We start from the raw sequence: 25,517 nt of genomic DNA on the forward strand, positions 1-25,517 counted from the left end.
TCCCTTAAATCATTTTAAAGTTCAATATTCACAACCTTTCTGGGTATAAACCTCGGTTCCTCATTGTATTCATCAAAATCCGCGTTTCCGATAACCTCCACGGTTACGCCGTTAAGGTCCTCAACCCTCTCCTCAAGTGCTGATTCATCTGCAGACTGGTTTATGATATCAACAACCTCCCTCGTGGACATCTCTAGGAGTTTCTCGGCCTCCCTTCCAAAGAAGGTTATGAGGACCTCGCCGGTATCATCCATGATCCTTCCAGGGATCATGAGGAGGTATCGTGGCTCATCCACAAGGGCGCCGCAGAAGTTACAGATGTTCTCGTCAGAGAGTTCAAGCCTCTCATTGCATGATGGGCACTTTATGGATAGAATCCTCCTGCCTGACATTTCTGTAAGTTCACCCTTTATCATGACATTTCTTGAATCCTCCTGAAGGTCCTCAATGTTTACAAGAGGATATAGAATCTCCTGGAGCTCCTCAAAGGAGGGTAACCCGCTGATATCCCTTTCAGTTGCCGGTTCAATCCTTGAATTTCTCCCTATGCTGAGTTCAAGTCTCTCTCCGCCCATATCATCCCTGTAGATTACGCGGGGGTTTTCTATTCTCACCGCATCTCCAATGCTCAGTGGTTTCTCCGCAGCATCATCCCAGAGGCTTGCCCTTATGGATCCTGTGTCATCAGCAAATTCAACGGTTCTCACAAGGCCGGGTGTCCCGTCACCCCTCTGGAACTCCCTGGGATCAAAGAGATCAACCACCCTCGCAATTATCCTTATGTTCCTGTCGTCCTCTTCAAGTTCATCAATTTTCTTTGTGGTGTAGAGCATCTCCTCAAGCTCCTCAAAGGAGGGCAGGTTTTCAATATCCTCTGGGAGGGGCTCCACTATTCTGGTTGTTCTTCCTGTGTTGAGTTCCACGCTGTAAAGCCCTAGTCTTATTCTGGCATTCTCTATTCTCACGGCGTCCCCCACATTCAGGGGTTTTTCTGCCTTCTCGTCCCAGAGGCTGACCCTTATCTTGCCTGTCTCATCTGCAAGTTCCATTGACCTCACGATACCGGTCCCATCCTGCCTCTCAAATTCCCTCGGGTCGCTGAGGCTGAATATCCTGCCTACAACATCTACCTCCTCACCCTCATCCTCCATTTCAAGTATCTCGGCTATCTTGAGGGGTCTCAGATGTTCCCTGTACTCCTCAAGGACCTTAAGGAGCGAACCATCAGATTCAGGGTTGACGGTGATACGGGTGTTGAAGTTTGTGTTTATGCGGTATGACTGGTTGAACTCATCAAATTCAACCCTTGCACCGGATATCCTTACAATGTCCCCCTTGTTGATTTTTATGCGGGTGTCATCATCCCAGAGTGTTACCCTTGCAGAGCCTGTATCATCTGTAATCTCAATGGATCTTACAGAGCCCGTTGTTCCATCGTTTCTTTCAAACTCCACAGGGTCATGAACCCTTGTTACAAGGCCCATCACAGTTGCGCTCTCCATCTCATGGAGGTCCCCTATCTTAACCACCTTCTCACTGTACTCGGGAACATCATATTCCCCTGGCACAATCCTTGTGAGGCTGGTGTGTGTGAGTGTTACACTGTCATCCCTTCTCCTTGTCTGGGCCCCCAGTATCTTAACCGAGTCTCCCTCCTTAAGACCAAGCTCCTCCACAAGGCTGACATCGTTGTTCCAGATTGTGTATGTGGTTGAACCTGTTTCATCCATTATGTCAAGGGAAATGAACCTTCCTTCACGGCCATCCCTCTCAAAGGTCCTCACCCGGGATATGCCTGTTATTCTTGCAATGACGTTGACCTCCTGGTCCTCGGCAAGGTCAGCGATGGGGGTTATCTCCTCCCTGTATTCTGGAAAGTCCGGGAAATCCGCAGGGTCAAGGACCTCAACCCTTGACCTTGGCATGAGATGTGCCTCCTTTCTGCCCCCGAATCCACCCCTTATTCTAACATCCCTTATCCTGATCACATCGCCCTCATTGAATTTCTTGAGGAGCTTCATGTTCTCTGTCCAGAAAACTGTTCGAAGTTCAGCTGTATTATCTGCGATGATAACATTGGCGAGTTTTCCCTCTCTTCCCTTCCTTGTTGTGAAGGTCCTGGGACTTGATATTTTCATGACCCTGCCTGTCACCGGTGCCTCTGCACCCTCCTCAAGTTTGGATATGGTGTCCATCCTGTGCTCTTCCTTCTCTGATAGCATCGTATTTTCATCCCGGAGGATCTCATCAACCACCGTCGTTGCAATTGCAACATCATCCATGAATCCTACGTCCCCATATTCCTCTTTCCTTTTCTCTATTAGCTCCTGAAATTCCTCAAGGGACATTCTGTCCTTAATCCTTTCATATTCCCTCTTAAGTTCTTCCTTCATTTGGGTCCCTCACTTGATTAATAATATTATGCACCGTCTATAAAAGACTTGGTGAGGTCCTGGAAACTAATATTCCTGGAACTGTTACTACCTTGTATTACTGAATATTTAAATTTTATTATCAAAGTATTTATTAATGGTGGGTGAAAATATAACTGTAAAATTCAGCCGAGTTTTTCAGTATGAAGGTGGAATGCAGATATCCAGTGAACATATGGGGACATCTGAACTTTAAGGATGCTCTAATTTTCACAGCCAGCCCCATGGATCCATTGCTGGAAATTTTATGATGCCTTCATTATATTCTGCTAAAGGAGGATAGAAGATGTCTATGACTGTTTCTGAGAAAATACTTGCCAGGGCTTCAGGTAAAGACCGTGTGGAGGCCGGTGAAATAGTTATGGCCAGTATAGATGTCGCCATGACCCATGACCTCACAGGACCCCTGTCAGTTGAATCCTTTGAAAGAATAGGAAGGGACAGGGTCTGGGACCCTGAAAAAATCGTTGTTATATTCGACCACCAGGTGCCTGCAGATTCCCTCGATGCGGCCCAGAACCACATGATAATGAGAGACTTTGTGAGGGAGCAGGGCATAGAGAACTTCTATGATGTCAGGGAGGGCGTATGCCATCAGGTGCTACCTGAAAAGGGACACGTGGTGCCTGGAGAGGTTATTGTGGGGACAGACTCCCACACCTGCACCCACGGCGCCCTGGGGGCCTTTGCCACCGGTATAGGGTCAACTGACATGGCAATGGTCTTTGCCACCGGAAAACTGTGGTTCAGGGTGCCTGAAACGATACGCTTCGAAATAAGCGGCTCACTCAGAAAACATGTGTATGCAAAGGACGTCATACTGAACATCATAGGGGATGTAGGGGCAGACGGTGCCACCTACATGGCCTGTGAATTTGCAGGCGAAACCGTCGCAGATATGAGTGTGTCAGACCGTATGGTGCTCTCCAACATGGCAATAGAGATGGGAGGTAAAACCGGAATAGTGGAACCCGATGAAAAAACCATAAGGTACGTGGAAAGGAGATCAGATAAACCCCACAGGGTCTTCAGGACAGACCCCGATGCCCCCTCCCTCAATGTCATGGAGGTTGATGTCTCTGACCTTGAACCCCAGGTGGCATGCCCACACAACGTTGACAATGTGAAGCCCGTCAGTGAGGTGGATGTTGAGATAGACCAGGTTTTCCTTGGCTCATGTACAAACGGCCGCCTCAGTGACCTCAGGGATGCCGCTGCAATACTGAAAAACAGGAAGGTTGCAGACAGCGTCAGGATGCTCGTGATACCCGCCTCAAGGGAGGTCTACCGCAGGGCACTCTCCGAGGGTCTCATGGAGATATTCGTGGACGCAGGCGCCCTGGTATGCAACCCCTGCTGCGGACCATGTCTCGGTGGCCATGTGGGACTCGTGGGGCCGGGAGAGGTCAGCCTTTCAACATCAAACAGAAACTTCAGGGGCCGGCAGGGAAGCCCAGAGGCAGAGGTATACCTATCATCCGCGGCGGTTGCAGCCGCATCCGCAGTTACAGGCAGAATCACCCACCCTGCTGAACTTGAATAGTGGAGGTGCTTAGATATGAAAGGAAGAGTCTGGAAATTCCCCGACGACGTGGACACCGACATAATCATACCCGGAAGGTACCTTGTGATGCGTGACCCTGAAAAACTCAGGGAACACGTCATGGAGGGTCTCGACCCTGAATTCCCCTCAAAGGTCAGGCCAGGGGATTTCATAGTTGCCGGGAAGAACTTTGGATGTGGATCATCAAGGGAACACGCCCCCCTTGCCCTCAAGGGTGCTGGAATAGCCGCTGTTATTGCAGAGTCCTTTGCCAGGATATTCTACAGGAACGCCATAAATGTGGGCATACCCCTCCTTGAGGCGCCAGGAATAACAGATAAACTCAATGAGGGTGATGAGATAGAGGTGGACCTGGAAAGGGGCGTTATAATACGGGGAGATGAAGAATTCCCCTTCAAGAGACTCCCTGATTTCATGGTGGAGATACTTGAAAGTGGGGGTCTCATACCCTACCTCAGAAAAAAGGGAGAATTTGACGGGTGAATACCATGAAGATAGCCGTTATACCCGGGGATGGTATCGGTAAGGAGGTCATGGAGGCCACCCTCCACGTTCTCAAAGGACTGGACCTCGACCCTGAGTTTTTATATGCAGAGGCTGGAGATGAGTGCCTTGAGATGACAGGAACAGCCCTTCCAGATGAAACAATTGAAATCATCGGTGAGGCGGACGCCACCCTCTTTGGTGCCGCAGGTGAAAGTGCAGCGGATGTTATAGTTAAACTGAGGCGTGAATTTGATCTTTTTGCGAATTTGAGGCCTGTGAAGTCCCTTCCGGGTGTTCCGTGCCTTTACCCGGACCTTGACTTTGTCATAGTGAGGGAGAACACTGAGGACCTCTATGTGGGTGATGAGGAGTTCACCTCTGATGGGGCGGTTGCAAGGAGGATCATAACACGCCCTGCGTCCAGGAGGATAAGTCGATTTGCCTTTGAGTATGCTAAGAGGGAGGGCTGGAGTCGTGTGACCGCGGTGCACAAGGCCAATGTCCTTAAAAAAACCGATGGGGTGTTCAGGGAGGAATTCTACCGGGTGGCATCAGACTACCCCGAGATGGAGCCAGAGGACTACTACGTGGACGCCACAGCCATGTACCTCATAACACAGCCCCAGGAATTCCAGGTCCTCGTCACAACCAACCTATTCGGGGACATACTCTCAGACGAAGCAGCAGGACTCATCGGAGGACTTGGACTGGCACCATCAGCAAACATAGGAGAAAAAAACGCAATATTCGAACCAGTCCACGGATCAGCACCCCAGATAGCCGGAAAAAACATAGCAAACCCCACAGCAATGATACTAACAACAGCACTCATGCTAAAACACCTCAACAAAACACAGGAAGCACAGAAAATACAGAAAGCACTGGAAAAAACCCTTGAAGAGGGTCTGGTTACACCGGACCTGGGTGGAAGCCTCGGTACAATGGAAATGGCTGCTGAAATAGCAAAAAGAATCGATGGGTGATCCTGTGCGTACAGAGGACGTGAGGGCAGACATACCCCTCCTCAGGGAGAAGGTGTACCTTGATGCTGCAAGCACAACCCCAACCCCCCTTCCCATTGTGAGGGCCATGACAGATTACTTTGAAGGATACAACGCCAATACAGGACGCGGGGCGTATTCACTTGCAGTTGAAGCAACCATGAAACTTCAGGAAGCCCGGAGAAAGGTTGCAGGATTCATAAATGCCTCTGAGGACGAAATAGTATTCACAAAGAACACCTCCGAGGCCATAAACATTGTGGCAGGCGGCCTCAAATTCAGGAGGGGGGACTCGGTGGTTGTACCCAACATCGAGCACCACTCAAACTTCCTGCCCTGGCTCAGGCTCCGTGAAAGGGGTGTTGATGTAAGGATAGTGAGGGCAGATGAAAATGGCGTTGTGGACCCTGCAATGGTTGAGGAGGCGGTCGATGATACCACGCGGCTTGTAACCATAACCCACATCTCCAATGCTCTTGGCACGGTGCAGGATGTGAAGGAGATTGAAAGGATCGCCCATGAAAACGGTGCCCTCTACATGATTGACGGGGCCCAGTCCATTGGACACATGGAGGTCGATGTTAGGGGGTTAGGGGCAGACTTTGCAGCCTTCCCTGGCCACAAGGGGACGCTGGGTCCGGTGGGGACAGGTTTCCTCTACTGCAGGAGTGAGTGCCAGGATGAACTTGAACCATTCATGCTGGGTGGGGGTACAGTCATTGATGTCTCAGAGGATGACTACGTCCTAGAAGAGTTTCCCTCAAGGTTCGAGGCAGGAACCCTTAACATAGCAGGTTTCATAGGTCTGGGGGCATCCATAGACTACATCAACAGGATAGGAATCCATAAAATCAGAAAGCATGGCCTGAAAATGACAGGAAAACTCTACAGTGAGGTTTCATCCATTGACAAAATCCGGTGCTATGGTGACCCCCAAAATATTTATGGTATTCTTTCCTTCAACATAGATAATATGGACCCCCATGACGTTGCAAAGCTGCTGGATGAAACCGCCGGTGTCTGTGTTAGAAGCGGCCACCACTGCGCGATACCAGCCATGAGGCACCTGGGAGTTCATGAATCCGGTGGCACCGTGAGGGCATCCATACACTACTACAATACAGATGAGGACATTGAGGTCCTTGCAGAAACCCTGAGGGAAATAGCAATGATGGGGTGATGGGATGAATAAGGCACAGATAATAGCACTGCTCATAGTAATCATAATGGTCTTAAGTACCATTGCAGGCGCACTTGTGCTCTAAAGGAGGTATTGAATGGTAAATGTCAGAATAGGGGCTGTGGTAGCCGAATTCAACTATGACATAACACATATGATGCTTGAACTTGCAAAAGAACATGCTAAATTTCTTGAATCCGAAATAACAAGGGTTATAGCTGTTCCAGGGGTGTTCGATATGCCGCTCGCGGTTAAGAAGCTTCTCCTGGATGATGAAATCGACGCTGTTATCACACTGGGGGCTGTTATTGAGGGGGCAACGGACCATGACCAGATAGTGGTCCAGCACGCCTCACGTAAAATAGCGGACCTTTCACTTGAATACGATAAGCCCGTGGCCCTTGGAATATCCGGCCCCGGTATGACAAGGCTGGAAGCCCACCAGCGTGTTGACTATGCAAAGAGGGCCGTTGAGGCAGCCGTTAAGATGTACAGAAGACTCAACGAAATTTGATATTTCTGGAGAACCCCCATGGAGATACTCAGACCATCAGACCTGAAGGAAAGGTTCAGGGACCCCTGGATATCACCCTACACCAAGGTCCTCACCATGGTGGACGGGGACCTCGTTGAGATCCTGGAATACCACCCCTGCATCTCAGGGTCAGAGTGGATGATATACCAGTACAGCAGGTCAAGCAAGCTGATAGAGAGGGCCCGGAGGGATGGTAACCGGCACACCTACCTTGCACATACCGGTAAGGCCCCAATAGAACTCAGGGCGAGTCTCAATGCCGCCGGAATAGAGGAGGTGGCTGTTGAGGGTGATGAGGTCCGTGTTGTGCATGCCGGCCTTGCAGGTGCCGGGGTCGGTGCTGCCATGTGCCGGGGCATGGCAGAGGGCGTTAAGAGAATCGAACTCTATGATGTGGGAGGGGGTTCAAAGCCCGGGAGGGCAGCCGTGATAACACCCCGCCTCGAGAAGGTTGTCCTGGGTATAGATGACACAGACACCCCTGAAAGCGGTGCGACCTGGACCCTTGCCAACAATATGGGTATGGAGATTTCCAGGAGGGGATTTGAGTACATTGACCATGTGACGGTTCAGCTCTACCCGCACAACCCCCGCAAAACACAGAACTGTGTTTCGGTTGCCCTTGCCTTCGCGGTGCAGCCCGGTAAGAGCAATGAACTGGTCAATCTTGCTGCAGGTTTTCTTGAAGAGAACACCCTTTCCGATAAAACGTCACTTGCAGTTTTCAGGGGAATAAAGGTTCCAGAAGAGCTTAAAGAGTATTCAATGATGGCTAAAAAGAGTTTCATGGAAGTTGAGGATGCGGAGGAAGTTGCAGAGTCCCTTGGAATAGATCTCATTGAGGTAACAGGTTCTCAGGGTAAGATAGGGGCCCTTGCAGCCATCGGTCTCTATGATGATCCAGAAGAAGCTGCAAGGGTATACTACTGACCTGAGAACCATATGTTGAGGAATTTCCCCTCATATGCAGATGCAAACCTCATGTCAGATGAACCCCCTTTTCTGATATCAATTTTTATTATATGGCTTCCATGATAAATTCTGTAGCTGGAATCCTCTCCCCTGAACCTTATATTTCTTATAAACTCCCCATTAACGGATACAGTGTATGAACCATTCTTCATGACACCACTCGCCTCTGCAACCAGCCGATTGTCAACGTAAACCAGGATATTTGAGGCCGGGGACTCGTCGTACTGAATTATGATACCGTTATATACCGTCATGTTTGAGCTGGATATATTCCTAATTGCATAGATGTTGCTGAATATCTTTCGAAGATTTCCATCCTGAATCACGTCCCCCACGTTAACCCCGAGGGCCTCCCTTGCACTGGTTGGGATCCTCATTATGTTACCTTCACCGTCACGGGTCCTGTTGAGGGTATAGGCCTCACCATCCAGAAATACCATGTCACCATAACCAAGTCCAAGGGTATTTATCGCCTCCTCGGGAATTCTTATGGAGTTATTCTCATTTTCAAGTGCACTATCAACCCTGTATGGTCCCCTGACATCGAATGTTCTGTTTTCATTGCTCTTCTTCCATATTATCAGGTTACCTGATGTTGGTTCAATTGATATTTTACCATCGTCCACCTTGACGGCGCCCAGCAGTGTCGAGATCATTGCAAGAAGAATAAGACCAGAAACCAGGATTGGAAAGTGCATGTATATGAATGATCTAGCCGTCTGAAGCTTGCCCCGGGAGCGCCTGAAAACGTATATGGATCTTCTTATTAAGCTTATAAAGTAATAAAAAGCAACTATGGATCCTGAAACCGCAATTATGATCCCTGCTGTTGCCGGTATTGTCCTTATAAAGAATATGCTGAATATCCCAAGGGTTGCAAGTGAGAGGCCCAGTATGCACATTCTTATGGACTTTCCCATGGTGTCCATCATGGTTATTCTACCGTACTCAACTGCCCTGTCAACTATGGTCCTTACAACCTCGTTGGCCACCAGGTTAAGGTCCCTCAGGCTTGCCATGTCATGGTGTATTGTCCCTATATCCACCTCCTTAACCGTAAGGCCAAGGACATCCGCATCAAGCACTATACCGACATCGACCCCATAATCCTCCTCAAATTTCATCTTTTCAAGTACAGATCTCCTTGCCGCAAACTGTCCGCTTAGTGGCTGTTCAAATTTTATCTCAGGGAAGAAGAAATTCAGAAGTGGCTTTGCAGTTAACTCAGTGACCCTCCCAGCCTTTCTCCTGAAGCGTGTTTTTGTTAGGTCCGCCCTCCCCCTCAGGATGGGCCTTATCATCCTCTCAATTTTCTCTGTTGTCATATTCTCAAGGTCAGCGTCAACAAAAACCACTATGTCCCCACTAGAATGCTTGAATCCCGTCCTCAGGGCAGCACCCTTGCCGCGGTTGCTGGCATGCCTTATGACCCTTGCACCTGCAGCCTCTGCCACGCCGGCGGTGTTATCTGTGGACCCATCATCCACCACTATGACCTCACTAACTAGTTTAGAACCTTTAGCCGCCTCTACAACCAGTGAGACGGTCTTTTCCTCATTGAACGCTGGTATAACCACTGAAACTGTCTGGTCATCTTCCCTCACTGTCCTGAGGGCACATAAAAGGAAGACCAGAATCAGAATAAGCCATGACATCCCTACACCTTCTCCTACCTATGAAGTTCTATTGGTTGAAAACCCTTAAATATTAAGCTATTAAGACGCGTCGGGAGATTCTATTAAATATGAATTGGAATAAATATCTATCCATAAATGTAAAGGTGAATCTCTAAATGAAGCCCAGAGTGATGATACTCCTTGGAAGTGCATCAGACTTCAGAATAGCTGAAAAGGCCATGGAGATCCTTGAAGAACTCAGGATACCCTATGACCTCAGGGTTGCCTCAGCCCACAGGACCCATGAAAAGGTGAAGGCTATAGTCTCTGAGTCCATAAAGGAGGGTGTTGAGGTCTTCATAGGCATAGCAGGACTCTCAGCCCACCTTCCAGGCATGATATCGGCTAACACCCACCGGCCGGTGATAGGTGTCCCGGTTGATGTTAAACTCGGAGGACTTGACGCCCTTTTCGCATGCTCACAGATGCCCTTCCCTGCCCCGGTTGCAACGGTTGGTGTTGACAGGGGAGAAAACGCCGCAATACTGGCTGCACAGATAATAGGGATAGGTGACCCGGAGGTGAGGGACCGGGTCTCTGAACTCAGAAGGGGTTTCTATGAGAAGGTCCGAAGGGATGAGTGCCAGGTACTCAACAGCATAGAGGGATCATACTACGCCCCCCTCGATGTTGAGCTGCCAGAGGTGCAGGATAAGGAAAAATCTGGTGAAGAAGACGCCCCAATGGTATCTGTGATCCCTGGCAGCTACTCGGACATGAAAATCGCCAAAAAGACAACAATGTTCCTTGAGAGGATGGGTATAAGCTATGACCTCAACGTCATATCACCCATAAGGTACCCCGACAGGTTCGAGAGGTACCTTGAGCGGATGGAGAATGTTAAGCTCTTCATAGCGATAAGCGGACTCTCTGCCCATGTTACAGGTGCCGTGGTCGCCCTCAGTGACAGGCCTGTGATCGGTGTTCCGTGCCCCCTCAAAATGAACGGCTGGGATTCCCTCCTTTCAATGGTTAACATGCCGCCAGGTGTCCCTGTTGGAACCGTTGGAATTGGTAACGGTGGTAACGCGGCAATACTGGCGGCTGAAATGCTTGGAATATATGACGGTAAAATTGAGTCCAGGATAAAGAGGATAAAAAGCCGTTCAGTCAAGTTCTGATGGTGATTCAATGAGAGAGTTCCTTGATAGGCTCGGCGAAGAACCCGTGATAATTGAGGATGAGGTTTCGACACGATTTGAGGCTGCAGGTATACTGAGGAGGCATCCAAGGGATGTTGTGATACTGAGGAATATACGGGAATCAGATATCCCTGTCATATCCGGCCTCTGCAATACCAGGGAAAAGATCGCCCTCTCCCTGAACTGCCAGGTCAATGAGATAACCCAGCGCATTGTCCATGCAATGGAAAACCCGACACCCATCAGAACTGTGAGGGGCCTTGAGGGTTACAGTTCTGAGGATGCCGACCTCTCAAGGCTCCCTGTTCTAACCCACTACCAGAGGGATGGAGGCCCCTACATAACAGCAGGGGTCATATTTGCCAGGGACCCTGAAACCGGAATCAGGAACGCCTCCATCCACAGAATGATGGTAATATCTGGTAATAGAATGGCGGTCCGTATAGTTCCAAGGCACCTTTACACCTACCATCAGCGTGCCGAGGAGATGGGTGAGGACCTTGAGATAGCAGTGGCCATAGGTATGGACCCCGCCACCCTCCTTGCGACAACCACATCCATACCGATAGATGCCGATGAAATGGAGGTTGCAAACACCTTCCACGACGGAAAACTGGAACTTGTGAGGTGCAGTGGAGTTGACCTTGAGGTCCCCCCTGCAGAGATAATACTTGAGGGCAGGATACTCTGCGGTGAAAGGGAAAGTGAGGGCCCCTTTGTTGACCTCACAGACACCTATGACGTTGTAAGGGAGGAACCTGTCATAGCCCTTGATAAAATGCATGTAAAGGAAGATGCCATGTACCATGCGATTCTGCCGGCAGGATTTGAACACAGGCTGCTTCAGGGGCTGCCCCAGGAGCCAAGGATATACAGGGCAGTCAAGAATACGGTGCCCACGGTCAGAAATGTTGTTCTAACCGAGGGGGGGTGCTGCTGGCTCCATGCAGCCATCTCAATTAAAAAGCAGAGTCAGGGGGACGGCAAGAATGTGATAATGGCGGCCCTTGCAGCCCATCCATCCCTCAAACATGTGGTGGTCGTGGACGACGATATAGACGTTTTTGACCCTGAGGAAATCGAATATGCTGTTGCAACAAGGGTGAAGGGCGACGATGACATATTGATAGTCCCGGGGGCAAGGGGCTCATCCCTGGACCCTGCAGCACTTCCCGATGGTACAACAACCAAGGTTGGTGTTGATGCAACGGTGCCCCTAGCTGGCGCAGAAAAATTCCAGAGGGTCAGCAGGTCCGAGTGACAGGGCACCATAAGAATTTATTTTTTGGATAGTACTTCATTTTCTTCCTATTTTATGGACACAAGTCTCAGCCAAAACACAGTTACAGAAATAAAATAGCACTTCTATTCTCCAATACCTTGAGACTCAGTTAACTAATCTATTACAACGTCTACATCGGCTCTGCAGGCACTGCACTTACCATCCCTGATCCCCACTGTTCTTGTGAGGTAGCCATCCCTTTTTATAAGTAGCTCCCCGCACAACGGACAGTAGGTGTTCTCAGCATCGGTCCCTGGAAGGTTCCCCACGTACACATACTTCATCCCCGCCTCAAGGGCAAGCTCCCTGGCCCTCATCAGTCTCTCAACCCCGGTTGGGGGCACATTCTGCATCCTGTAATGTGGAAAGAACCTGGTGAAGTGGAGTGGAACCTCAACCCCGACCTCAGATACCATGAAGTTCACAAGGGCCACTATATCATCATCGGAGTCATTGTAACCGGGTATGAGGAGGTTGGTGACCTCTATATGGATACCCATCTCATGCATCCTTATGATGTTCTCGAGTACGGGTTCCAGCCTTGCATCACATAGCTCACGATAGAATCGCCCAGACATTCCCTTGAGGTCAACGTTTGCAGCGTTCAGTAGGGGTCCAAGCAGGTTGAGGGCCTCCTCACTCATGTAGCCATTTGTAACATAAACCGTTTTGAGACCCTCTGCCCTTGCACGTTCTGCAGAGTCCAGGGTGTACTCAAGCCACATGGTGGGCTCATTGTAGGTCCATGCTATGGAGGTGCAGTTACTTCTGAGGGCATTTTCAACCGCCTCCTCCGGTGAGATGTACTTGGTTGGGAAGCCATCTATGCGTGCCTGTGATATGCTCCAGTTCTGGCAGTACCTGCACCTGAAGTTACATCCAACACCACCAAGGGAGTAGACAAGGCTGCCAGGATAAAAGTGGAAGAGGGGCTTCTTCTCTATAGGGTCAACCGACTCTGAGGATACCTCCCCATAGGTGAGAGAATAGATCTTACCGTCGCTATTTTCACGCGTGAGACAGTACCCCCTTCCCCCTTCAGGTATCAAGCACTTTCTACTGCATACCAGGCACCTCAACCTATCATCGGCCTTCTCATAGAGTATGGATTCCTTCCTCATGGTATCCCCCCCACTGCAGTCAGGGGCGCAGATGTTCATAGCCCCTCACATGAAGTTTATATGTATCTCCATGCTTATCAACCATTTCAATGGAGGGTGACTCTATGACCTCACCTATGATATGCACTTCCATTATTCTGGAGAGTTCATCCATTGCATCAGGTGGTGCAGTGAAAACAAGTTCAAAATCCTCCCCATAGTACAGGGCAAGTTCCAGTGGATCCACTCCAAGGAGGGATGCCGACTCTGATACCTGGGGAGGTACAGGTAACTTCACCTCGTGGATCCTCATTCCCACACCGCTGGCATCCCTCAGCTCACCAAGTTCACTTATGAGGCCATCGGTTATGTCCGTGGCCGAAGACACAAGCCCAGACTTCGCCATTCTGGATGCCTCTTCAACCCTTGCAATGGGTTTCAGGGATTTTTCAACCGCGGCCTCAAATCCGGCAGTGTCTGTTCCCGATAGAAGAAGCTCTGTGCCCGCAGCTCCAAGTCCAAGGGGCCCAGTAACTGCAATGAGGTCCCCTGGCCTGGCACCGGACTTCATCATCACAAGGTCCTTCCTGATCCTCCCAATGGCTGTGCCCGCCATTATTATCTCATCCCCCTCATTGGTATCCCCCCCAATGAGGGGTGCGCCGTAGTAACTGCAGGCCTCCAGGACCCCGCTTATGAGGGAGTCGAAGGATTCCAGGTCAAGGTCAGGGAGGGCCATGGAGAGTATGAAACCCTCCGGTGCAGCCCCCATTGCAGCCAGGTCACTCATGTTCACTGTAACCGTTTTCCATCCCATATTGTGATGGCTCATTGTAGGGGGGAAGTGCCTGCTTTCAATTAGAAGGTCTGAGGTCAGTGCAAGGTATTCCTCCCCCATATCAAGAAGTGCGGCATCATCTCCAAGACCGAGAAGCTCTGAGGGTCTGAAAAATGAGGCTGATCTTGATATTATCCTTGAGATGAGTTTCTTCTCGCCAAGGGATGATATTCTATCAGGGGGCATTTTATCAAAAATAAATTGGGTGTTTACCCTTAAATGGCTGATTTAACCCTGTCCCGGATTATCTCAGCAATTCGTGGATCCGCCCCGAGGGGCTCGGTGTAGACTATCTCACCGTCGAATTCAAATTCCTCGTGCTCATGTTCATGGTGATGGTGATGTTCAGTGCCATTATCAAGACCCAGAATGTGTGGTATGTCGTGTTTGGTGTGGACTCCGTGGGCCAGGAATACCGGGGTAACAATGATCTTTTCAACGCCCATCGCTGCGAGTTCATTTATTGCCTCTGGTATTGATGGCCTGGAGATGTTCATGAATCCCACTGCAACAGGATGGTCAACCTCCTTCCTGTAGATATCTGCTATGCCATTTATGACCTCCTCACCGTAGGGCAGGCGGCTTCCATGCCCCACAAGAAGAACACCTATCTTAGTTTTTTGGCCTGAATTTGAATCCATATGATATCACTCCATCTTCACCCTCTTCTCTCACCTTGCGGAATACCATTTCGACCTCGTCGCCTATCTCTATTGAATCAGGGTCGCAGTCAACAATCTGACTTGTTATCTTAGCACCTTCCTCCAGTTCAACTATGGCCACCACGTAGGGTGCTATATCCTTGAACTCATCGGTTGGGGTGTTTATCACGGAGTAACTGTGTATCTTTCCCCTCCCGCTGAACTTTAGGTCCTCAAGCTTACCTTTACGCCTGCATTCAGGGCATATTATTCTGCTTGGGAAGAAAACGTTCCCGCACTGGAGACATTTTGAACCTGTAAGATTGTAGCGCTGGGGTATATGGCGCCATGTCCTAACGGTTTCTGTCATGATGTGACCTCCATAAATGTAATCAGTTTTCATTATCTATCTTGATTCATTATAATTAAATCATATGGTCAGAGGATATTTAAATCCCTTGTGCTTCCAAGGGAGTAATAAAGATTCTTATTACCCCCTGAGTTGATCCATGGGATAATCTGGCCTTTTTTTCTATTTCTAATGGTTTAGATCGTCATTGAAGCTCCAGAACGTTTAATATTAACTTAATATCATTTCAGTAATATTTTTATGTTGGTAATACTTAATTTTAATTGGGTGATACGATGGATGATGGAGGTTATGTGATGGCAGGTTTCAGTCTTCTTCTCATGGTGCCGGCCATGATACTCGCTCTGATGATACTCAGCATCGATGATTCATCAGTGGAAAGAAGTGCTGATAGGTCCCTATCTGAGAGTATGACAGGGGCCCTGTGGGATATCAGGGACAGTATCCCGGTGGTAACAAGGGAAGTACTAAATGAAACTGCACAGGAGGCCATAAACGGTACGCTTCCTCCAGACCTGGATGCCAGGGCCCGTGTAAGAGCAGGGGTGCAGGGGCGTATTGACAGGTTATGCGCTGTCCACAGAAACATGAATCTAAGCTGCAGGGTGAATTCAGTTGAGGGGGCAACCGACGACCCTTTCTGTATTGAGGTTAACTCCACTGTTGATATTAGGGCAGGAAAAATCCACCACACTGAGAACATTTCGGTAAGGGTACCTGTTGAGGATCTGCCTGATCCCCTGCCCTTCAGGGTTCTGGGAAGGTTGCAGCACAATGAAACGTCAATAGAGTATGGCAGGAGCCTCATGGAATACCTTTCTTCAGGGAACAGGGAAGCCTATGATGGGGCTTCCGGTCCTTTCCTGATAAGAAGGTGTCCCTATGAACCCTACACCATCCATGGATCCAGCGGAGTCCTTTACGCCTGCCTCCTAAATGGATACTATCATGAGAGTCATGATGGGTCCTGCTACCTCTGTAGACTGGAGGGAAAAACCTCCTGTCCGCACCTGGGTCTTGAAACCTTCATAATACCCTCAGGAAATTTTGAGGAGGCCCCGGTATCTGTTGACCATGTTCTATTCACGACAGCATACACTGGAGAACCCCACAACGGATCAGGATTCATCATATACCTTGACGGGGCCCACAGAAAAAAGTACGGTGTTATACAGTGATATTCTCAACAGATTTTCTGCTCTCCCTCATAATCGTGGCCATTATAGTGGGCATATCTGCAGAAATGATGGACGTACAGGAGGCCCGAATGAATGAAAGATTCAGAGAAACATACATAAGGGATAAAGGTGCCACAGCAACGGATATTCTCATAAATACACCTGGAGATCCTGTTAACTGGGAAAAGCTTCCTGTAGGCACCTGCAAGTATCCTGGACTTGCCGTCCCAGGAAAAAGAGGGGTCATATCCTATGAAAAAATCATGAAAATTCGCTCAAGACCAGAATTACTTGAAAGGGCATTCAGGGGATTTAATGTGAGAATCGTACTGCGTCCCCTCAACAACAGAATAAGCCCCATAATCATTGGGGATGAGTTGAAGGGGAATGAAATATATGTATTTAGAAGAACCGTCAACTGCAACTTCCTGTCTGATTATGTTATCAGGCAGGAGGAATGCCTGTGTCCCTCGGGTCATGGTGAAAACTGGACCTGCATGAATTTCCGCGTTAATGACTCACTGGATTACTACCTCATATCAGAGGGCTGCAGCGGATCATTCATCGTTGATACAGACTGCAACAGAAGCCATGAAGAGATAAAAATCCGTTCAGGAAGTTTAAAACTGAATTTAACAGGTCAGGGCGTGGTATGGATCCATTTACATGGATGTGGAAGGGGTGTAATAATTGCCGGGCTTCCCCGCTCTGTAATGGATTGCCCGCTGAAACCTGATTACTTTGAGGTCCAGCCATGCTCCCTCCAGATCCTAATATCCCCATACTGACCCAGAACCCATTCCAGCAGCTATTACAGGTTCTGAGGCCTTAATGGTGATTCAGAGCCCTATAACTGCTATTATGGCTATTACAAGGCACGTGTTTGCCACCGGGTCGGTCATGCTGGTCGATAGTGGAATAACTATGTTGTCAGGGTCCAGTTCAAGTCTGTAGGATGCTGAGCTCAGATAAAAGCCCACCAGTAGAAGGAATGGGGTCAGGAGGTACCCTGCAAGTGAACTTATAAGAACCATCCTCTCAAGTCCAAGGGACCCTATACCAAGGGAAACACTCACAACATGGGCCAGAAGCCCGATTGTTGGATATATGATCAGTGAAAGTACTGATATTATTCCAAAGTTTCTGAGGGCCTCCCCATGGGGTCTGAGGGTTGCGGGGACTATACCTGAGTGGAGCCCGGAGGAAAGCCTTGCTCCGAGTATGCTCACAAGGTCTCCACTTTCACCTGAAAACAGCGGTACCAGTGCAAGGATTGCAGGGTTGTCAAGTATAAACGATAGTTTGCTGTTTAGGACTATACCCGCAGTGGTTCCCAAGGCCGAGCAGACCAGAAGTACGGGCACGCTCTGTCTTATGATCCTCCTGAGGTTATATCTGCCCTTAATTCCCATTGCAAGGCCCAGAACACCCATCAGAATAAATAGGAAAAAGAGCACCCATTCAAAAATACCGTTCCTTACAGCCTCAAGGATGGCCAGTGCCGCGAATATTGATGGGAGCGTGAAAAGATCGCCTGAAGCTGCTATGAGGGGTGTTGTGACGTTATCAGGGTCCCAGCCATTCTCATAGCTCTTGAGGGATATGAGGACGGTTGCCGGGAGAAGAACGGCACCTGATATTATTCCGCCGGCAACAGAGATAACAATGAAATCCATTATTCCCATACTTCGAAATCCGAAGATCTGACAGAATATCCAGGCCATGAATCCAAGGAAAATTGACATGACCACGGTCAGTATTATGGTCGCCTCAATGTTCTCTGTAAGGACATCTGATTTTCGAAGTTCCGGTGAAAGGGTACCTATATGCAGACCTGAACCGAGGCGTGAACCCAGGGCCCCGAAGATATTACCCCTCATCCCTATGGCACCGGGTATCAGTACAAGTAGGCCTGGATATGACTCAAGGAGGGGAGACATCTTACCCAGAAATATACCTGCCACAAGGTCCCCCAGGGCACATATGAAGAGTGCGACGAAGCTTTCCCCTATAACCCTTTTAGAACCCCTGAAAAAGCTTCCAAAACTCTTGAATAGGTTAAAAGCCCTGACCCATCCCCTTGAGGCCATTATGGATAAATTCACGGTAAATGTTAGCAGGGACTGTAGTATGAGCCGAGTCGTCCTCAGTAATCTTCCTGTTATCCTCATTGACCTCACCTGCTAACATTTACATCATCTCTGGGACTATTCTATGCTGCACCCAATATCCTCAAGGGTCATCTCACCCTTTGCAAGTGCGAATAAGAGTTCTGAACCTGCTTCGTTTCCCTTGGCAATAAGAGTATCGTTCTCTGCAAGTACCGTGTTTCTATCGGGTCCATAAATCCAGGATTCTCCTCTTCTGATGGCTATAATCCTCATACCTGTTCTGGTTGCAAGTAAAAGGTCCCCCAGTGATTTTCCTGCCAGCTCTGATCCCTCATCAATTGTCACCCTGACTATTATCTCATCGGACTCCTCCATGACCATCTTGAAGACAGGGTGGGGTTTGATGCCCTTCAGCACCAGGTCAGCGATATCCTTGGCAGAGTTCGCTATGCTTTCAGCTGCCTCACCCACCTCAAGGAGGGCTGTCAGTTTTTCGGCGTCCTCAACAGATCTTGCAGCAAGAAGTGACTCCTTTTTTATCTCATAGTTAAGCCTGTTGACCTTGTTTTCAAGTTTTATGACTTCCTCTGCCGCGTCCCTGCTGTTAAACAGGAGGGCAGAGTATGCAAGATCCACCATCAACTCCGAGAGGTTCTTCATTTCGATGAGAATATCCTTAACACTTTTGGACAACTTTCATCCTCCTGGGCTGGTGAAATGATATTGGGTGATTTAAAATAAATATCTTGCTGCGGTGAAATCAGTTATTTACTGGAGTTTCCTCCTGAAGCCATGAGGCACTCCCTTCGAAGCTTGAGAAGTTCCTTCTTCCTATTGGTTAGATCATCTGGTTCTGAAATAAGCCGCCTGAGGCCCCTCCTGACGCACTCAACAGCCTCATCGGTGTGTATCCATCTGCAGTCCTGGCAGCTCCATACACCCTTATCCCTTATCCAGTAGCCCCCTGTGGACCCTTCACCGCATGGATAGAATGGGCAGTAACAGAATGCGCAGTTCTGACCCTCAAAGTGGCAGGGGTAGAATTCACACTTCTCATCAGGGCCTGAATCTTTTCCGTAAGGATTCTCCTCATAGAACTTCCTTGCAAGTTCATGGAGTGGGGCCTCAACCGCGTATCCGCGGGGTGTGATCATGTATCCATCCCTTGTGTAGGTTGTAACGTTGCCGACTATGATGGTGGTGGACATGTCCACAAGGGATTCATTTAGGTCTCCAAGAGCCACAATACTCACCTGTGGACTTCCATTTTCGGTCCTCACCACACCCACTGGAGTTTCTGGTTCAAGTTCAGATCTTAGTATTTCAAGTGCCTCCCTGAAGGGTTTCTTCCTCCTCTTTCCCAGGGGGTTGTAGAGGGCTATTACAAGACCCGCCCCTGCAGCTGCCCTGATCTTTCTTCTTATCTCTGATAGGGGTGTGAGGATGTCACTTAGACTTATAACCGCAAAGTCATGGAGAGGTGCCCCCAGGTGGGATGCTGCATAGTTGACCGCTGTCACGCCAGGTATAACCTCAAATTCAACCCCGGAATACTTATCAAATATCTGAAAGAATACATTGGCCATCCCATAGACACCCGGGTCTCCTGAACTCACAAGTGCGACGTTGAGACCTTCAAGGTGTTTCTCAATGGCCTTTTCCACCCTCTCAAGTTCAGACCCCATTCCGCTTTTTATTATCTCCTTGCCCTCAAGGAGGTCCTCTATCTGTTTTATGTACCTTGCATATCCTATGACAACATCGGATTCTTCAAGAGCCCGGAGGGCCCTAACTGTTATATCATCCCTTGTGGGTCCAAGTCCTATTATCCTTATCATGAAAACACCTTCAGTGGATCGGGAGCTTAGTGATGTGAAGCCACTGCAGCGGATTTCCAAACTGTATGAATTTACCCTCCCAATTGATGCTCAGTAAATCCTGGTTACTGAAATGATCCTGAGGGTCCTAACATCGACCCATACCCCTGATGACCTCGTCTCGGCCCTTGCAGCTGCAGTTACAGTGAACTGCTCAGTTGGCCTTATAACTATCTGACCGCTTCCTGTCTGGTTTTCACGGTACCCGGTCGCTGTGATGTTGATATTGATGTTCTCAAGTGATGTGTCCTCTGTTGTTGTTGCATTGAGGGAGCGGATGTTTATTCCATCAAGGCCCGTGCGGGCTTTAAGGGCATCTGCAACATCTGCATTGTTTATTATCCGGATCTCCTCAGGCCCTCCGGTGATTGTGGAGGTTATATTCTTACCTGAATCCAGAAATGAGGATACGGTGTCTATCTGCATTTCAATAAGTTTTTCCACGTCCGGTGGTTTTGACGTTACAAGTGTGTATGAACTTATGAGCCCGGCCTCAAAGAAGGCCAGGAATATTATGAGGAACAGGAATAATTTAATGATCCTTGGCAATGCATCACCTTTTTTCTGTGAATGGACCCAAAGGGTAAACTACCATTTCGATAAAGAATATATGAACTCAATGAAATATTTAACCGTGAACCCATTTTAAAGATTTCTGAATTCCCCTAACCAGTTCATGCAGTATGATTGAAATGAATGAAATAATAGGAAAATTTGCAAGGGAAGGAATTTTAATAGAGGATAACGCATATTTCAGGCTGAAAGAAATGGATGACCCTGCAACAGCCTCCTCAGAGATTATAGTTAAGATAAAGAAGAATGGTGGGGGTAAATTCACTCTTCTGACCTCTGAGATGCTTGATGAGCTCTTTGAGGTGACTGAGGAAATAGATAACCCCGCAGAAATAAAGGCGAGGGGTCCAATCAATGTTCCAAGGGAGAGGGAATTTGACTTCAGGGTCATCACAGACACCAGTAAGAGATCATACACCAGTGGAGAGATAGGTGATATGATCTCCTACTTCAACAGCAGATTCAGCTGCCTGAGGGATCTCCTCAAAAGACGCCCTGAACTTAAGAGCCACGTGCCCATTGCGGATCTTCGTGGCGGGGACGACGCTGTGAGCATCATAGGGATCATAAATGACATACGAACCACCAAGAACAACCACAGAATGCTTGAACTGGAGGATGAAACAGGGGAAATAACAGTGGTGGTTCACAATGAAAACCATAAACTGTTTGAAAAATCCGAGAAACTCGTGAGGGATGAGGTCATAGGTGTTCAGGGAGCGAAAAAGGGGAGGTTTGTGGTGGCCTCCGAGATCTTCCATCCTGGTGTCCCACGAATACAGGAGAAGGAAATGGACTTTTCAGTTGCCTTCATATCTGATGTCCACATAGGAAGCCAGACCTTCCTTGAAGATGCATTCACCAGGTTCATTAAATGGATAAACGGGGACTTTGGAACGGAGGAACAGATGAATATCGCGGCTGACATTAAGTACCTGGTGGTTGCAGGTGACATCGTTGATGGTATCGGTATATACCCCGGACAGGAAAAAGAACTCATCATAAGGGATATCCATGAGCAGTATGAGGAGGCTGCAAGGCTTTTTGGAGAGATAAGGGATGACATAAAGATTGTGATGATCCCTGGAAACCACGACGCATCAAGGATCGCTGAGCCCCAGCCTGCAATACCCGAGGAATATGCGAAGCCGCTTTACAGCCTAAAAAATGTTGAATTCTTGAGTAACCCGTCCATGGTGAGTCTTGACGGTGTGAAAACTCTCATATATCATGGCAGAAGTTTTGACGATATGGCCATGAGCGTGAACGGGCTTTCCCATGAAAGGTCCGATCTCATAATGGAGGAACTCCTTGAGAAGAGACACCTTGCACCCATATACGGTGAGAGGACCCCCCTTGCATCTGAGATAGAGGACCACCTTGTGATTGATGATGTCCCCCATATCCTTCATACGGGACATGTCCATATAAACGCATACAAAAAATACAAGGGTATTCACCTTATAAATTCAGGTACATTCCAGTCGCAGACGGAGTTTCAGAAGATATACAACATTGTCCCAACATGTGGCCAGGTCCCGGTGCTCAACAGAGGGGTAATGAAGCTTCTGGAGTTCAATTAGTCCAGGCAGGTGATTACTTGAATCCATTGAGGGATGTTGTTGATGTTTCGGTCCACCTCTACAGGAGGGGTCTTGTATCTGGCATTGGAGGGAATGTGAGTGCAAGGGTGGATGATAGGGTTTTCATAACACCCACAATGGTCCCCCTTGACCAGGTGACACTTAAGAATGTTGCAATGGTTGACCTTGAAGGGAATATTCTCAGGGGCGGAAGACCATCCTCGGAACTGGAACTCCATCTTGAGGTCTACAGGAGGAGGCCTGATGTCAATGGGGTGGTGCACACCCACTCACCATATGCCAGGGCATTTTCAGTTGCCGGCATTGAAATTGAGAAAATGGAGGGTTTCAAAGGGCTCGGAGATGGAAATCTTCCTGTGGTACCATATCATCCCCCTGGAAGCAGGGAACTTGCATCCGCCTGTGCAGAGATTATGGTGAATGAAAATGCGGCTGTCCTTGAAAACCACGGTGTGGTATGTGCAGGTGAAACTGTTAAGGAAGCCCTCCTGCTTGCAGAGTTCATTGAGGAACTGGCAAAAACCCGGTTCATTGCCGAGGTCCTGAAATTCATGAAATAGTTAAATTAATTGTTTAAATAGGTATGGAAGGGATTTATTCCCTGGCAACTGTTTAAACCAGACAAAATAGGATATAAAAAACAGAGATTTATTCCCTTATGGATTCAAGTTCACTGAGTATTTCCCATACCAGTGTCCTTGCATGTATCGGGATGTTGGGGTCGTTGCTTATCTCATCCAGAATTGATATGACCGTGCTCGCCCTCACTGTGCTGTCCTCATCAGGGTTGTTGAGGATCTCCTTTGATTCCTCGGCAGCCCTTCTGATGTTCCTTGGGACACTATTATCTTCCATAATGTGCTTTAAAATTCCAGAAACGCGATCAAATGTTTCGTTACTCATGTTGGGTCCTCCCTGCTGAATTCCTGAAGAATACAGAATAATGTTTATATTCAATCTGGTTTATATCATTTGGGTTAAAAAGTTTTTGGTGTCCCTGAAACCGCCACTGAAACCGCGACTCCTGATGATGTTGTTTTCCTTATAACGAGTTTTGATCCGGTTCCTGCGCTTTTAAGGGCTGCGGCTTCACATACACTCCCAACACCAAATTTTTCGTTGACAAAATCTGAAAATGAGTGTGTATCCTGTGCTTTTAGCTCCTGCAGAGGTATGATTTCCAGGGGGACCCCCATATCCTCTGCTGCATCAATTATCCCCCTTTCATTTTTCTTCATGTAACCTGTTGCCAGTGCATCGATCCTCTCTGGGGGTAGCTTCAAGAGACCAAGTGCCTCCACAATTGCACCGGTTACCCGGCTGGACTCAACCCCCCTCCTTGTCCCTATACCCACTGAAACCTTGAGGGGAGCAAGTCTCATGACCTCAGAGTTACAGTGGGCCCTTACAATCTCATCTCCATCCATCATGTACCTGTAGGTCCTGGACAGTTCACCATCAATGAGGGGCCCCAGGTTCCTTGATGAGTGCAGTTCCACAGTGTGCCCCTTCACAATTGAGGAATTGAAGTGCTTCACGAGGTGCCTGTCAAGTATCACGTAGAAGTATCTTGCCGCAAAGCTGTCAATTCCCACAAGACCATTGACATCAGTTGCTGTTGTTATAACGGGGTTTGCGTTGATTATGTCTGCAATTTTAACTGCAAAATCGTTTGCACCTCCTGCATGTCCCGAAAGGAGACTTATGACATTCTGCCCCATTTCATCAACAACAATAACACCTGGATCAGAGAATTTGTTTTCAAGGAGCGGGGCGATTTTTCTCACCATTATACCCGCTGCCATTATACCAATTACCATGTCGCTTCTGGAAAACACCTCCCTGAAATCTATATCCCTGTGCAGGGTTTCAACTGAGAGAATTGTGGGATCGTCCATAAGAGCCGTCTTCAGGGTCTCACCAAGTTTCCTGCCATTTTCTGTGAGTGCCAGTATGCTCACTCTCATGGTATCACCAGTATTATTCCTGTTGCAGACACGATGAACAGAACAAGAGATATTGAACTCAGTTTCAGAGCATCTTTAAGCTTTTCAGTTGAAAGTAACTCTCTGGGATCCCCAAGAACATATACTCCTGGTTTTTCCAGCTGAACGGATAGTGCTCCAGCTGCTGCAGCCATTGTGAATCCTGAGTTTGGACTGGGGGTGCGTCTGGCGTCCCTGAGGAGTACTCTCAGCGAATTTTTCCAGTTCATGGAGAGGAAAAACGCTGCAAGAACAATCATAAAACCAGTCACTCTGGATGGTATGTAGTTAAGTATGTCATCAAGTCTGGCAGGGAACCATCCCAGATTCCTGTTTTCGTCATCAAGGTATCCCACCATTGCATCAAGTGTATTAACGGCCCTGTAAAGGATTGCACCTGGAAGTCCGAGTAGGATGAAGTAAAAAAGCGGCGCTGTAACAGAGTCTGTGAGGTTTTCTGTGAGTGTTTCAATGGTTGCTGAAAGTATCTGCTCATCTGTGAGTGTGGTGGTGTCTCTACTCACAAGATAGGAAAGTTTCTCCCTTGCCTCATCAATGCTGTTATCCAGTGACTTTCCAACATCCAGGGCAGATGTAAAGAGCATCTTTATGGATATTACCGTTGAGAGGAGCACTGCAGCTATCAGAGTGTATAGGGGGTCACTCAGGTACCCTATGAGTAGTGCTGGTGCTGTGAATACCGAGACAACCACTAGAGTCATTATTATTCCTGATAGACGCGTTTTACTGAGTATTCCTTTCATCCATGCTATGATTGAGCCCATGTGTACAACAGGGTGAAGTATGGTTGGGGGTTCTCCGAATATAATGTCAATTGAAACTGCAAGTAACAGGACAGGGATTTCATTCATGTTTTCTCTTTTTGTTGCAATTCATTATATACCAGTAACATCTATCATGTAATAATTTCACCATGTTATATATTCATGGATGGATATAATTAGTTGTG

25 protein-coding genes are annotated in these 25,517 nt (G+C 48.2%); 12 read left to right on the forward strand and 13 right to left on the reverse strand.

Annotated features, from left to right (window positions below):
• Positions 1–14: 14 nt before the first annotated feature.
• Entirely contained in the window at positions 15–2,393 is a 2,379-nt protein-coding gene (locus tag OXN82_RS07840) for an OB-fold nucleic acid binding domain-containing protein (RefSeq protein ID WP_321211289.1), read from the reverse strand.
• A 325-nt stretch (positions 2,394–2,718) separates the two neighbouring features.
• Between OXN82_RS07840 and hacA the strand changes: the two genes are divergently transcribed.
• The 6 genes from hacA to mmp11 all read left to right on the forward strand — a co-directional run bounded on the left by hacA (position 2,719) and on the right by mmp11 (position 8,128).
• Positions 2,719–3,975, forward strand: coding sequence for a homoaconitase large subunit (gene hacA / locus OXN82_RS07845; RefSeq protein WP_321211290.1), 1,257 nt, complete (start codon positions 2,719–2,721; stop codon positions 3,973–3,975).
• 15 nt (positions 3,976–3,990) lie between these two features.
• Positions 3,991–4,479, forward strand: a complete 489-nt coding sequence (locus OXN82_RS07850) for a 3-isopropylmalate dehydratase small subunit (RefSeq protein ID WP_321211291.1) — start codon at positions 3,991–3,993, stop codon at positions 4,477–4,479.
• A 5-nt stretch (positions 4,480–4,484) separates the two neighbouring features.
• Positions 4,485–5,465 carry a 3-isopropylmalate dehydrogenase gene (locus OXN82_RS07855; protein ID WP_321211292.1) on the forward strand — a complete coding sequence of 327 codons (981 nt, stop codon included), beginning with the start codon at positions 4,485–4,487 and terminating at the stop codon, positions 5,463–5,465.
• A 4-nt stretch (positions 5,466–5,469) separates the two neighbouring features.
• Positions 5,470–6,663, forward strand: coding sequence for a cysteine desulfurase (locus OXN82_RS07860; RefSeq protein WP_321211293.1), 1,194 nt, complete (start codon positions 5,470–5,472; stop codon positions 6,661–6,663).
• A gap of 97 nt (positions 6,664–6,760) precedes the next feature.
• On the forward strand, positions 6,761–7,177 hold the full coding sequence (gene ribH, locus OXN82_RS07865) for a 6,7-dimethyl-8-ribityllumazine synthase (RefSeq protein WP_237779131.1): 417 nt from the start codon (positions 6,761–6,763) through the stop codon (positions 7,175–7,177).
• A gap of 18 nt (positions 7,178–7,195) precedes the next feature.
• Positions 7,196–8,128, forward strand: coding sequence for a methanogenesis marker protein 11 (gene mmp11, locus OXN82_RS07870; protein ID WP_321211294.1), 933 nt, complete (start codon positions 7,196–7,198; stop codon positions 8,126–8,128).
• Here mmp11 and OXN82_RS07875 read toward each other — a convergent pair.
• The gene (locus tag OXN82_RS07875) at positions 8,122–9,825 is read right to left on the reverse strand and encodes a glycosyltransferase (protein ID WP_321211295.1); all 1,704 of its coding nucleotides are present in this window, start codon (positions 9,823–9,825) and stop codon (positions 8,122–8,124) included. The genes mmp11 and OXN82_RS07875 overlap by 7 nt on opposite strands.
• 137 nt (positions 9,826–9,962) lie before the next feature.
• Between OXN82_RS07875 and purE the strand changes: the two genes are divergently transcribed.
• Both purE and OXN82_RS07885 read left to right on the forward strand, forming a co-directional pair.
• Entirely contained in the window at positions 9,963–10,967 is a 1,005-nt protein-coding gene (gene purE / locus OXN82_RS07880) for a 5-(carboxyamino)imidazole ribonucleotide mutase (protein WP_321211296.1), read from the forward strand.
• 10 nt (positions 10,968–10,977) lie between these two features.
• The gene (locus OXN82_RS07885) at positions 10,978–12,249 is read left to right on the forward strand and encodes a UbiD family decarboxylase (protein ID WP_321211297.1); all 1,272 of its coding nucleotides are present in this window, start codon (positions 10,978–10,980) and stop codon (positions 12,247–12,249) included.
• Between the two features lie 134 nt (positions 12,250–12,383).
• Here the strand turns inward: OXN82_RS07885 and amrS are convergent, their stop codons facing one another.
• Genes amrS through OXN82_RS07905 form a run of 4 tightly spaced genes read right to left on the reverse strand, consistent with a single transcriptional unit; the run spans position 12,384 to position 15,219 of the window.
• Positions 12,384–13,391, reverse strand: a complete 1,008-nt coding sequence (gene amrS / locus OXN82_RS07890) for an AmmeMemoRadiSam system radical SAM enzyme (protein WP_321211298.1) — start codon at positions 13,389–13,391, stop codon at positions 12,384–12,386.
• Between the two features lie 19 nt (positions 13,392–13,410).
• Positions 13,411–14,394, reverse strand: a complete 984-nt coding sequence (gene thiL, locus OXN82_RS07895; protein ID WP_321211299.1) for a thiamine-phosphate kinase — start codon at positions 14,392–14,394, stop codon at positions 13,411–13,413.
• A gap of 29 nt (positions 14,395–14,423) precedes the next feature.
• On the reverse strand, positions 14,424–14,849 hold the full coding sequence (gene cfbA, locus OXN82_RS07900; RefSeq protein WP_013296561.1) for a sirohydrochlorin nickelochelatase: 426 nt from the start codon (positions 14,847–14,849) through the stop codon (positions 14,424–14,426).
• Positions 14,821–15,219 (reverse strand): Zn-ribbon domain-containing OB-fold protein, encoded by a 399-nt coding sequence (locus tag OXN82_RS07905; protein ID WP_013296562.1) that lies wholly within the window; start codon positions 15,217–15,219, stop codon positions 14,821–14,823. Before OXN82_RS07905 ends, cfbA begins: the two co-directional genes overlap by 29 nt.
• A 275-nt stretch (positions 15,220–15,494) precedes the next feature.
• Between OXN82_RS07905 and OXN82_RS07910 the strand changes: the two genes are divergently transcribed.
• Both OXN82_RS07910 and OXN82_RS07915 read left to right on the forward strand, forming a co-directional pair.
• Positions 15,495–16,397, forward strand: a complete 903-nt coding sequence (locus OXN82_RS07910; protein ID WP_321211300.1) for a hypothetical protein — start codon at positions 15,495–15,497, stop codon at positions 16,395–16,397.
• Positions 16,394–17,185: a hypothetical protein gene (locus OXN82_RS07915; protein ID WP_321211301.1), complete on the forward strand. Its 792-nt coding sequence runs from the start codon at positions 16,394–16,396 to the stop codon at positions 17,183–17,185. The genes OXN82_RS07910 and OXN82_RS07915 overlap by 4 nt, the downstream gene beginning before the upstream one ends.
• Positions 17,186–17,236: 51 nt before the next feature.
• Here the strand turns inward: OXN82_RS07915 and OXN82_RS07920 are convergent, their stop codons facing one another.
• The 4 genes from OXN82_RS07920 to OXN82_RS07935 all read right to left on the reverse strand — a co-directional run bounded on the left by OXN82_RS07920 (position 17,237) and on the right by OXN82_RS07935 (position 20,934).
• On the reverse strand, positions 17,237–18,568 hold the full coding sequence (locus OXN82_RS07920; protein ID WP_321211302.1) for a magnesium transporter: 1,332 nt from the start codon (positions 18,566–18,568) through the stop codon (positions 17,237–17,239).
• A 36-nt stretch (positions 18,569–18,604) separates the two neighbouring features.
• Entirely contained in the window at positions 18,605–19,168 is a 564-nt protein-coding gene (locus OXN82_RS07925) for a potassium channel family protein (protein WP_171770417.1), read from the reverse strand.
• Positions 19,169–19,272: 104 nt separating this feature from the next.
• The gene (gene cobJ, locus OXN82_RS07930) at positions 19,273–20,346 is read right to left on the reverse strand and encodes a precorrin-3B C(17)-methyltransferase (protein WP_321211303.1); all 1,074 of its coding nucleotides are present in this window, start codon (positions 20,344–20,346) and stop codon (positions 19,273–19,275) included.
• Between the two features lie 90 nt (positions 20,347–20,436).
• Positions 20,437–20,934, reverse strand: coding sequence for a hypothetical protein (locus OXN82_RS07935; RefSeq protein ID WP_013296569.1), 498 nt, complete (start codon positions 20,932–20,934; stop codon positions 20,437–20,439).
• A gap of 143 nt (positions 20,935–21,077) precedes the next feature.
• On the opposite strand from OXN82_RS07935, the gene OXN82_RS07940 reads away from it, so the two are divergent.
• Positions 21,078–22,541 (forward strand): DNA-directed DNA polymerase II small subunit, encoded by a 1,464-nt coding sequence (locus tag OXN82_RS07940; RefSeq protein WP_321212180.1) that lies wholly within the window; start codon positions 21,078–21,080, stop codon positions 22,539–22,541.
• A gap of 17 nt (positions 22,542–22,558) precedes the next feature.
• Positions 22,559–23,122: a class II aldolase/adducin family protein gene (locus tag OXN82_RS07945; protein WP_321211304.1), complete on the forward strand. Its 564-nt coding sequence runs from the start codon at positions 22,559–22,561 to the stop codon at positions 23,120–23,122.
• 88 nt (positions 23,123–23,210) lie between these two features.
• Here the strand turns inward: OXN82_RS07945 and OXN82_RS07950 are convergent, their stop codons facing one another.
• The 3 genes from OXN82_RS07950 to OXN82_RS07960 form a co-directional block, all read right to left on the reverse strand.
• Complete coding sequence (locus OXN82_RS07950; RefSeq protein WP_321211305.1) at positions 23,211–23,465, reverse strand: UPF0147 family protein; 255 nt, start codon at positions 23,463–23,465, stop codon at positions 23,211–23,213.
• Positions 23,466–23,539: 74 nt separating this feature from the next.
• Entirely contained in the window at positions 23,540–24,529 is a 990-nt protein-coding gene (locus tag OXN82_RS07955) for a cobalt-precorrin 5A hydrolase (RefSeq protein WP_321211306.1), read from the reverse strand.
• The gene (locus tag OXN82_RS07960; RefSeq protein ID WP_321211307.1) at positions 24,526–25,419 is read right to left on the reverse strand and encodes a cobalamin biosynthesis protein; all 894 of its coding nucleotides are present in this window, start codon (positions 25,417–25,419) and stop codon (positions 24,526–24,528) included. The genes OXN82_RS07955 and OXN82_RS07960 overlap by 4 nt, the downstream gene beginning before the upstream one ends.
• Between the last annotated feature and the right edge of the window lie 98 nt (positions 25,420–25,517).

The organism is Methanothermobacter sp. DP, from assembly GCF_026692625.1.
GTDB classification, from domain to species: Archaea; Methanobacteriota; Methanobacteria; order Methanobacteriales; family Methanothermobacteraceae; genus Methanothermobacter; species Methanothermobacter marburgensis.

Coding starts and splice junctions, on each gene's coding strand:
- OXN82_RS07840 (WP_321211289.1), bottom strand. CDS start 2,393: ATGAAGGAAGAACTTAAGAGGGAATATGAAAGGATTAAGGACAGAATG.
- thiL (WP_321211299.1), bottom strand. CDS start 14,394: ATGCCCCCTGATAGAATATCATCCCTTGGCGAGAAGAAACTCATCTCA.
- OXN82_RS07855 (WP_321211292.1), top strand. CDS start 4,485: ATGAAGATAGCCGTTATACCCGGGGATGGTATCGGTAAGGAGGTCATG.
- mmp11 (WP_321211294.1), top strand. CDS start 7,196: ATGGAGATACTCAGACCATCAGACCTGAAGGAAAGGTTCAGGGACCCC.
- OXN82_RS07910 (WP_321211300.1), top strand. CDS start 15,495: ATGGATGATGGAGGTTATGTGATGGCAGGTTTCAGTCTTCTTCTCATG.
- hacA (WP_321211290.1), top strand. CDS start 2,719: ATGTCTATGACTGTTTCTGAGAAAATACTTGCCAGGGCTTCAGGTAAA.
- OXN82_RS07885 (WP_321211297.1), top strand. CDS start 10,978: ATGAGAGAGTTCCTTGATAGGCTCGGCGAAGAACCCGTGATAATTGAG.
- OXN82_RS07950 (WP_321211305.1), bottom strand. CDS start 23,465: ATGAGTAACGAAACATTTGATCGCGTTTCTGGAATTTTAAAGCACATT.
- OXN82_RS07925 (WP_171770417.1), bottom strand. CDS start 19,168: ATGAAGAACCTCTCGGAGTTGATGGTGGATCTTGCATACTCTGCCCTC.
- OXN82_RS07920 (WP_321211302.1), bottom strand. CDS start 18,568: ATGAGGATAACAGGAAGATTACTGAGGACGACTCGGCTCATACTACAG.
- OXN82_RS07960 (WP_321211307.1), bottom strand. CDS start 25,419: ATGAATGAAATCCCTGTCCTGTTACTTGCAGTTTCAATTGACATTATA.
- OXN82_RS07905 (WP_013296562.1), bottom strand. CDS start 15,219: ATGACAGAAACCGTTAGGACATGGCGCCATATACCCCAGCGCTACAAT.
- purE (WP_321211296.1), top strand. CDS start 9,963: ATGAAGCCCAGAGTGATGATACTCCTTGGAAGTGCATCAGACTTCAGA.
- ribH (WP_237779131.1), top strand. CDS start 6,761: ATGGTAAATGTCAGAATAGGGGCTGTGGTAGCCGAATTCAACTATGAC.
- OXN82_RS07940 (WP_321212180.1), top strand. CDS start 21,078: ATGAATGAAATAATAGGAAAATTTGCAAGGGAAGGAATTTTAATAGAG.
- OXN82_RS07955 (WP_321211306.1), bottom strand. CDS start 24,529: ATGAGAGTGAGCATACTGGCACTCACAGAAAATGGCAGGAAACTTGGT.
- cfbA (WP_013296561.1), bottom strand. CDS start 14,849: ATGGATTCAAATTCAGGCCAAAAAACTAAGATAGGTGTTCTTCTTGTG.
- cobJ (WP_321211303.1), bottom strand. CDS start 20,346: ATGATAAGGATAATAGGACTTGGACCCACAAGGGATGATATAACAGTT.
- OXN82_RS07875 (WP_321211295.1), bottom strand. CDS start 9,825: ATGTCATGGCTTATTCTGATTCTGGTCTTCCTTTTATGTGCCCTCAGG.
- amrS (WP_321211298.1), bottom strand. CDS start 13,391: ATGAGGAAGGAATCCATACTCTATGAGAAGGCCGATGATAGGTTGAGG.
- OXN82_RS07850 (WP_321211291.1), top strand. CDS start 3,991: ATGAAAGGAAGAGTCTGGAAATTCCCCGACGACGTGGACACCGACATA.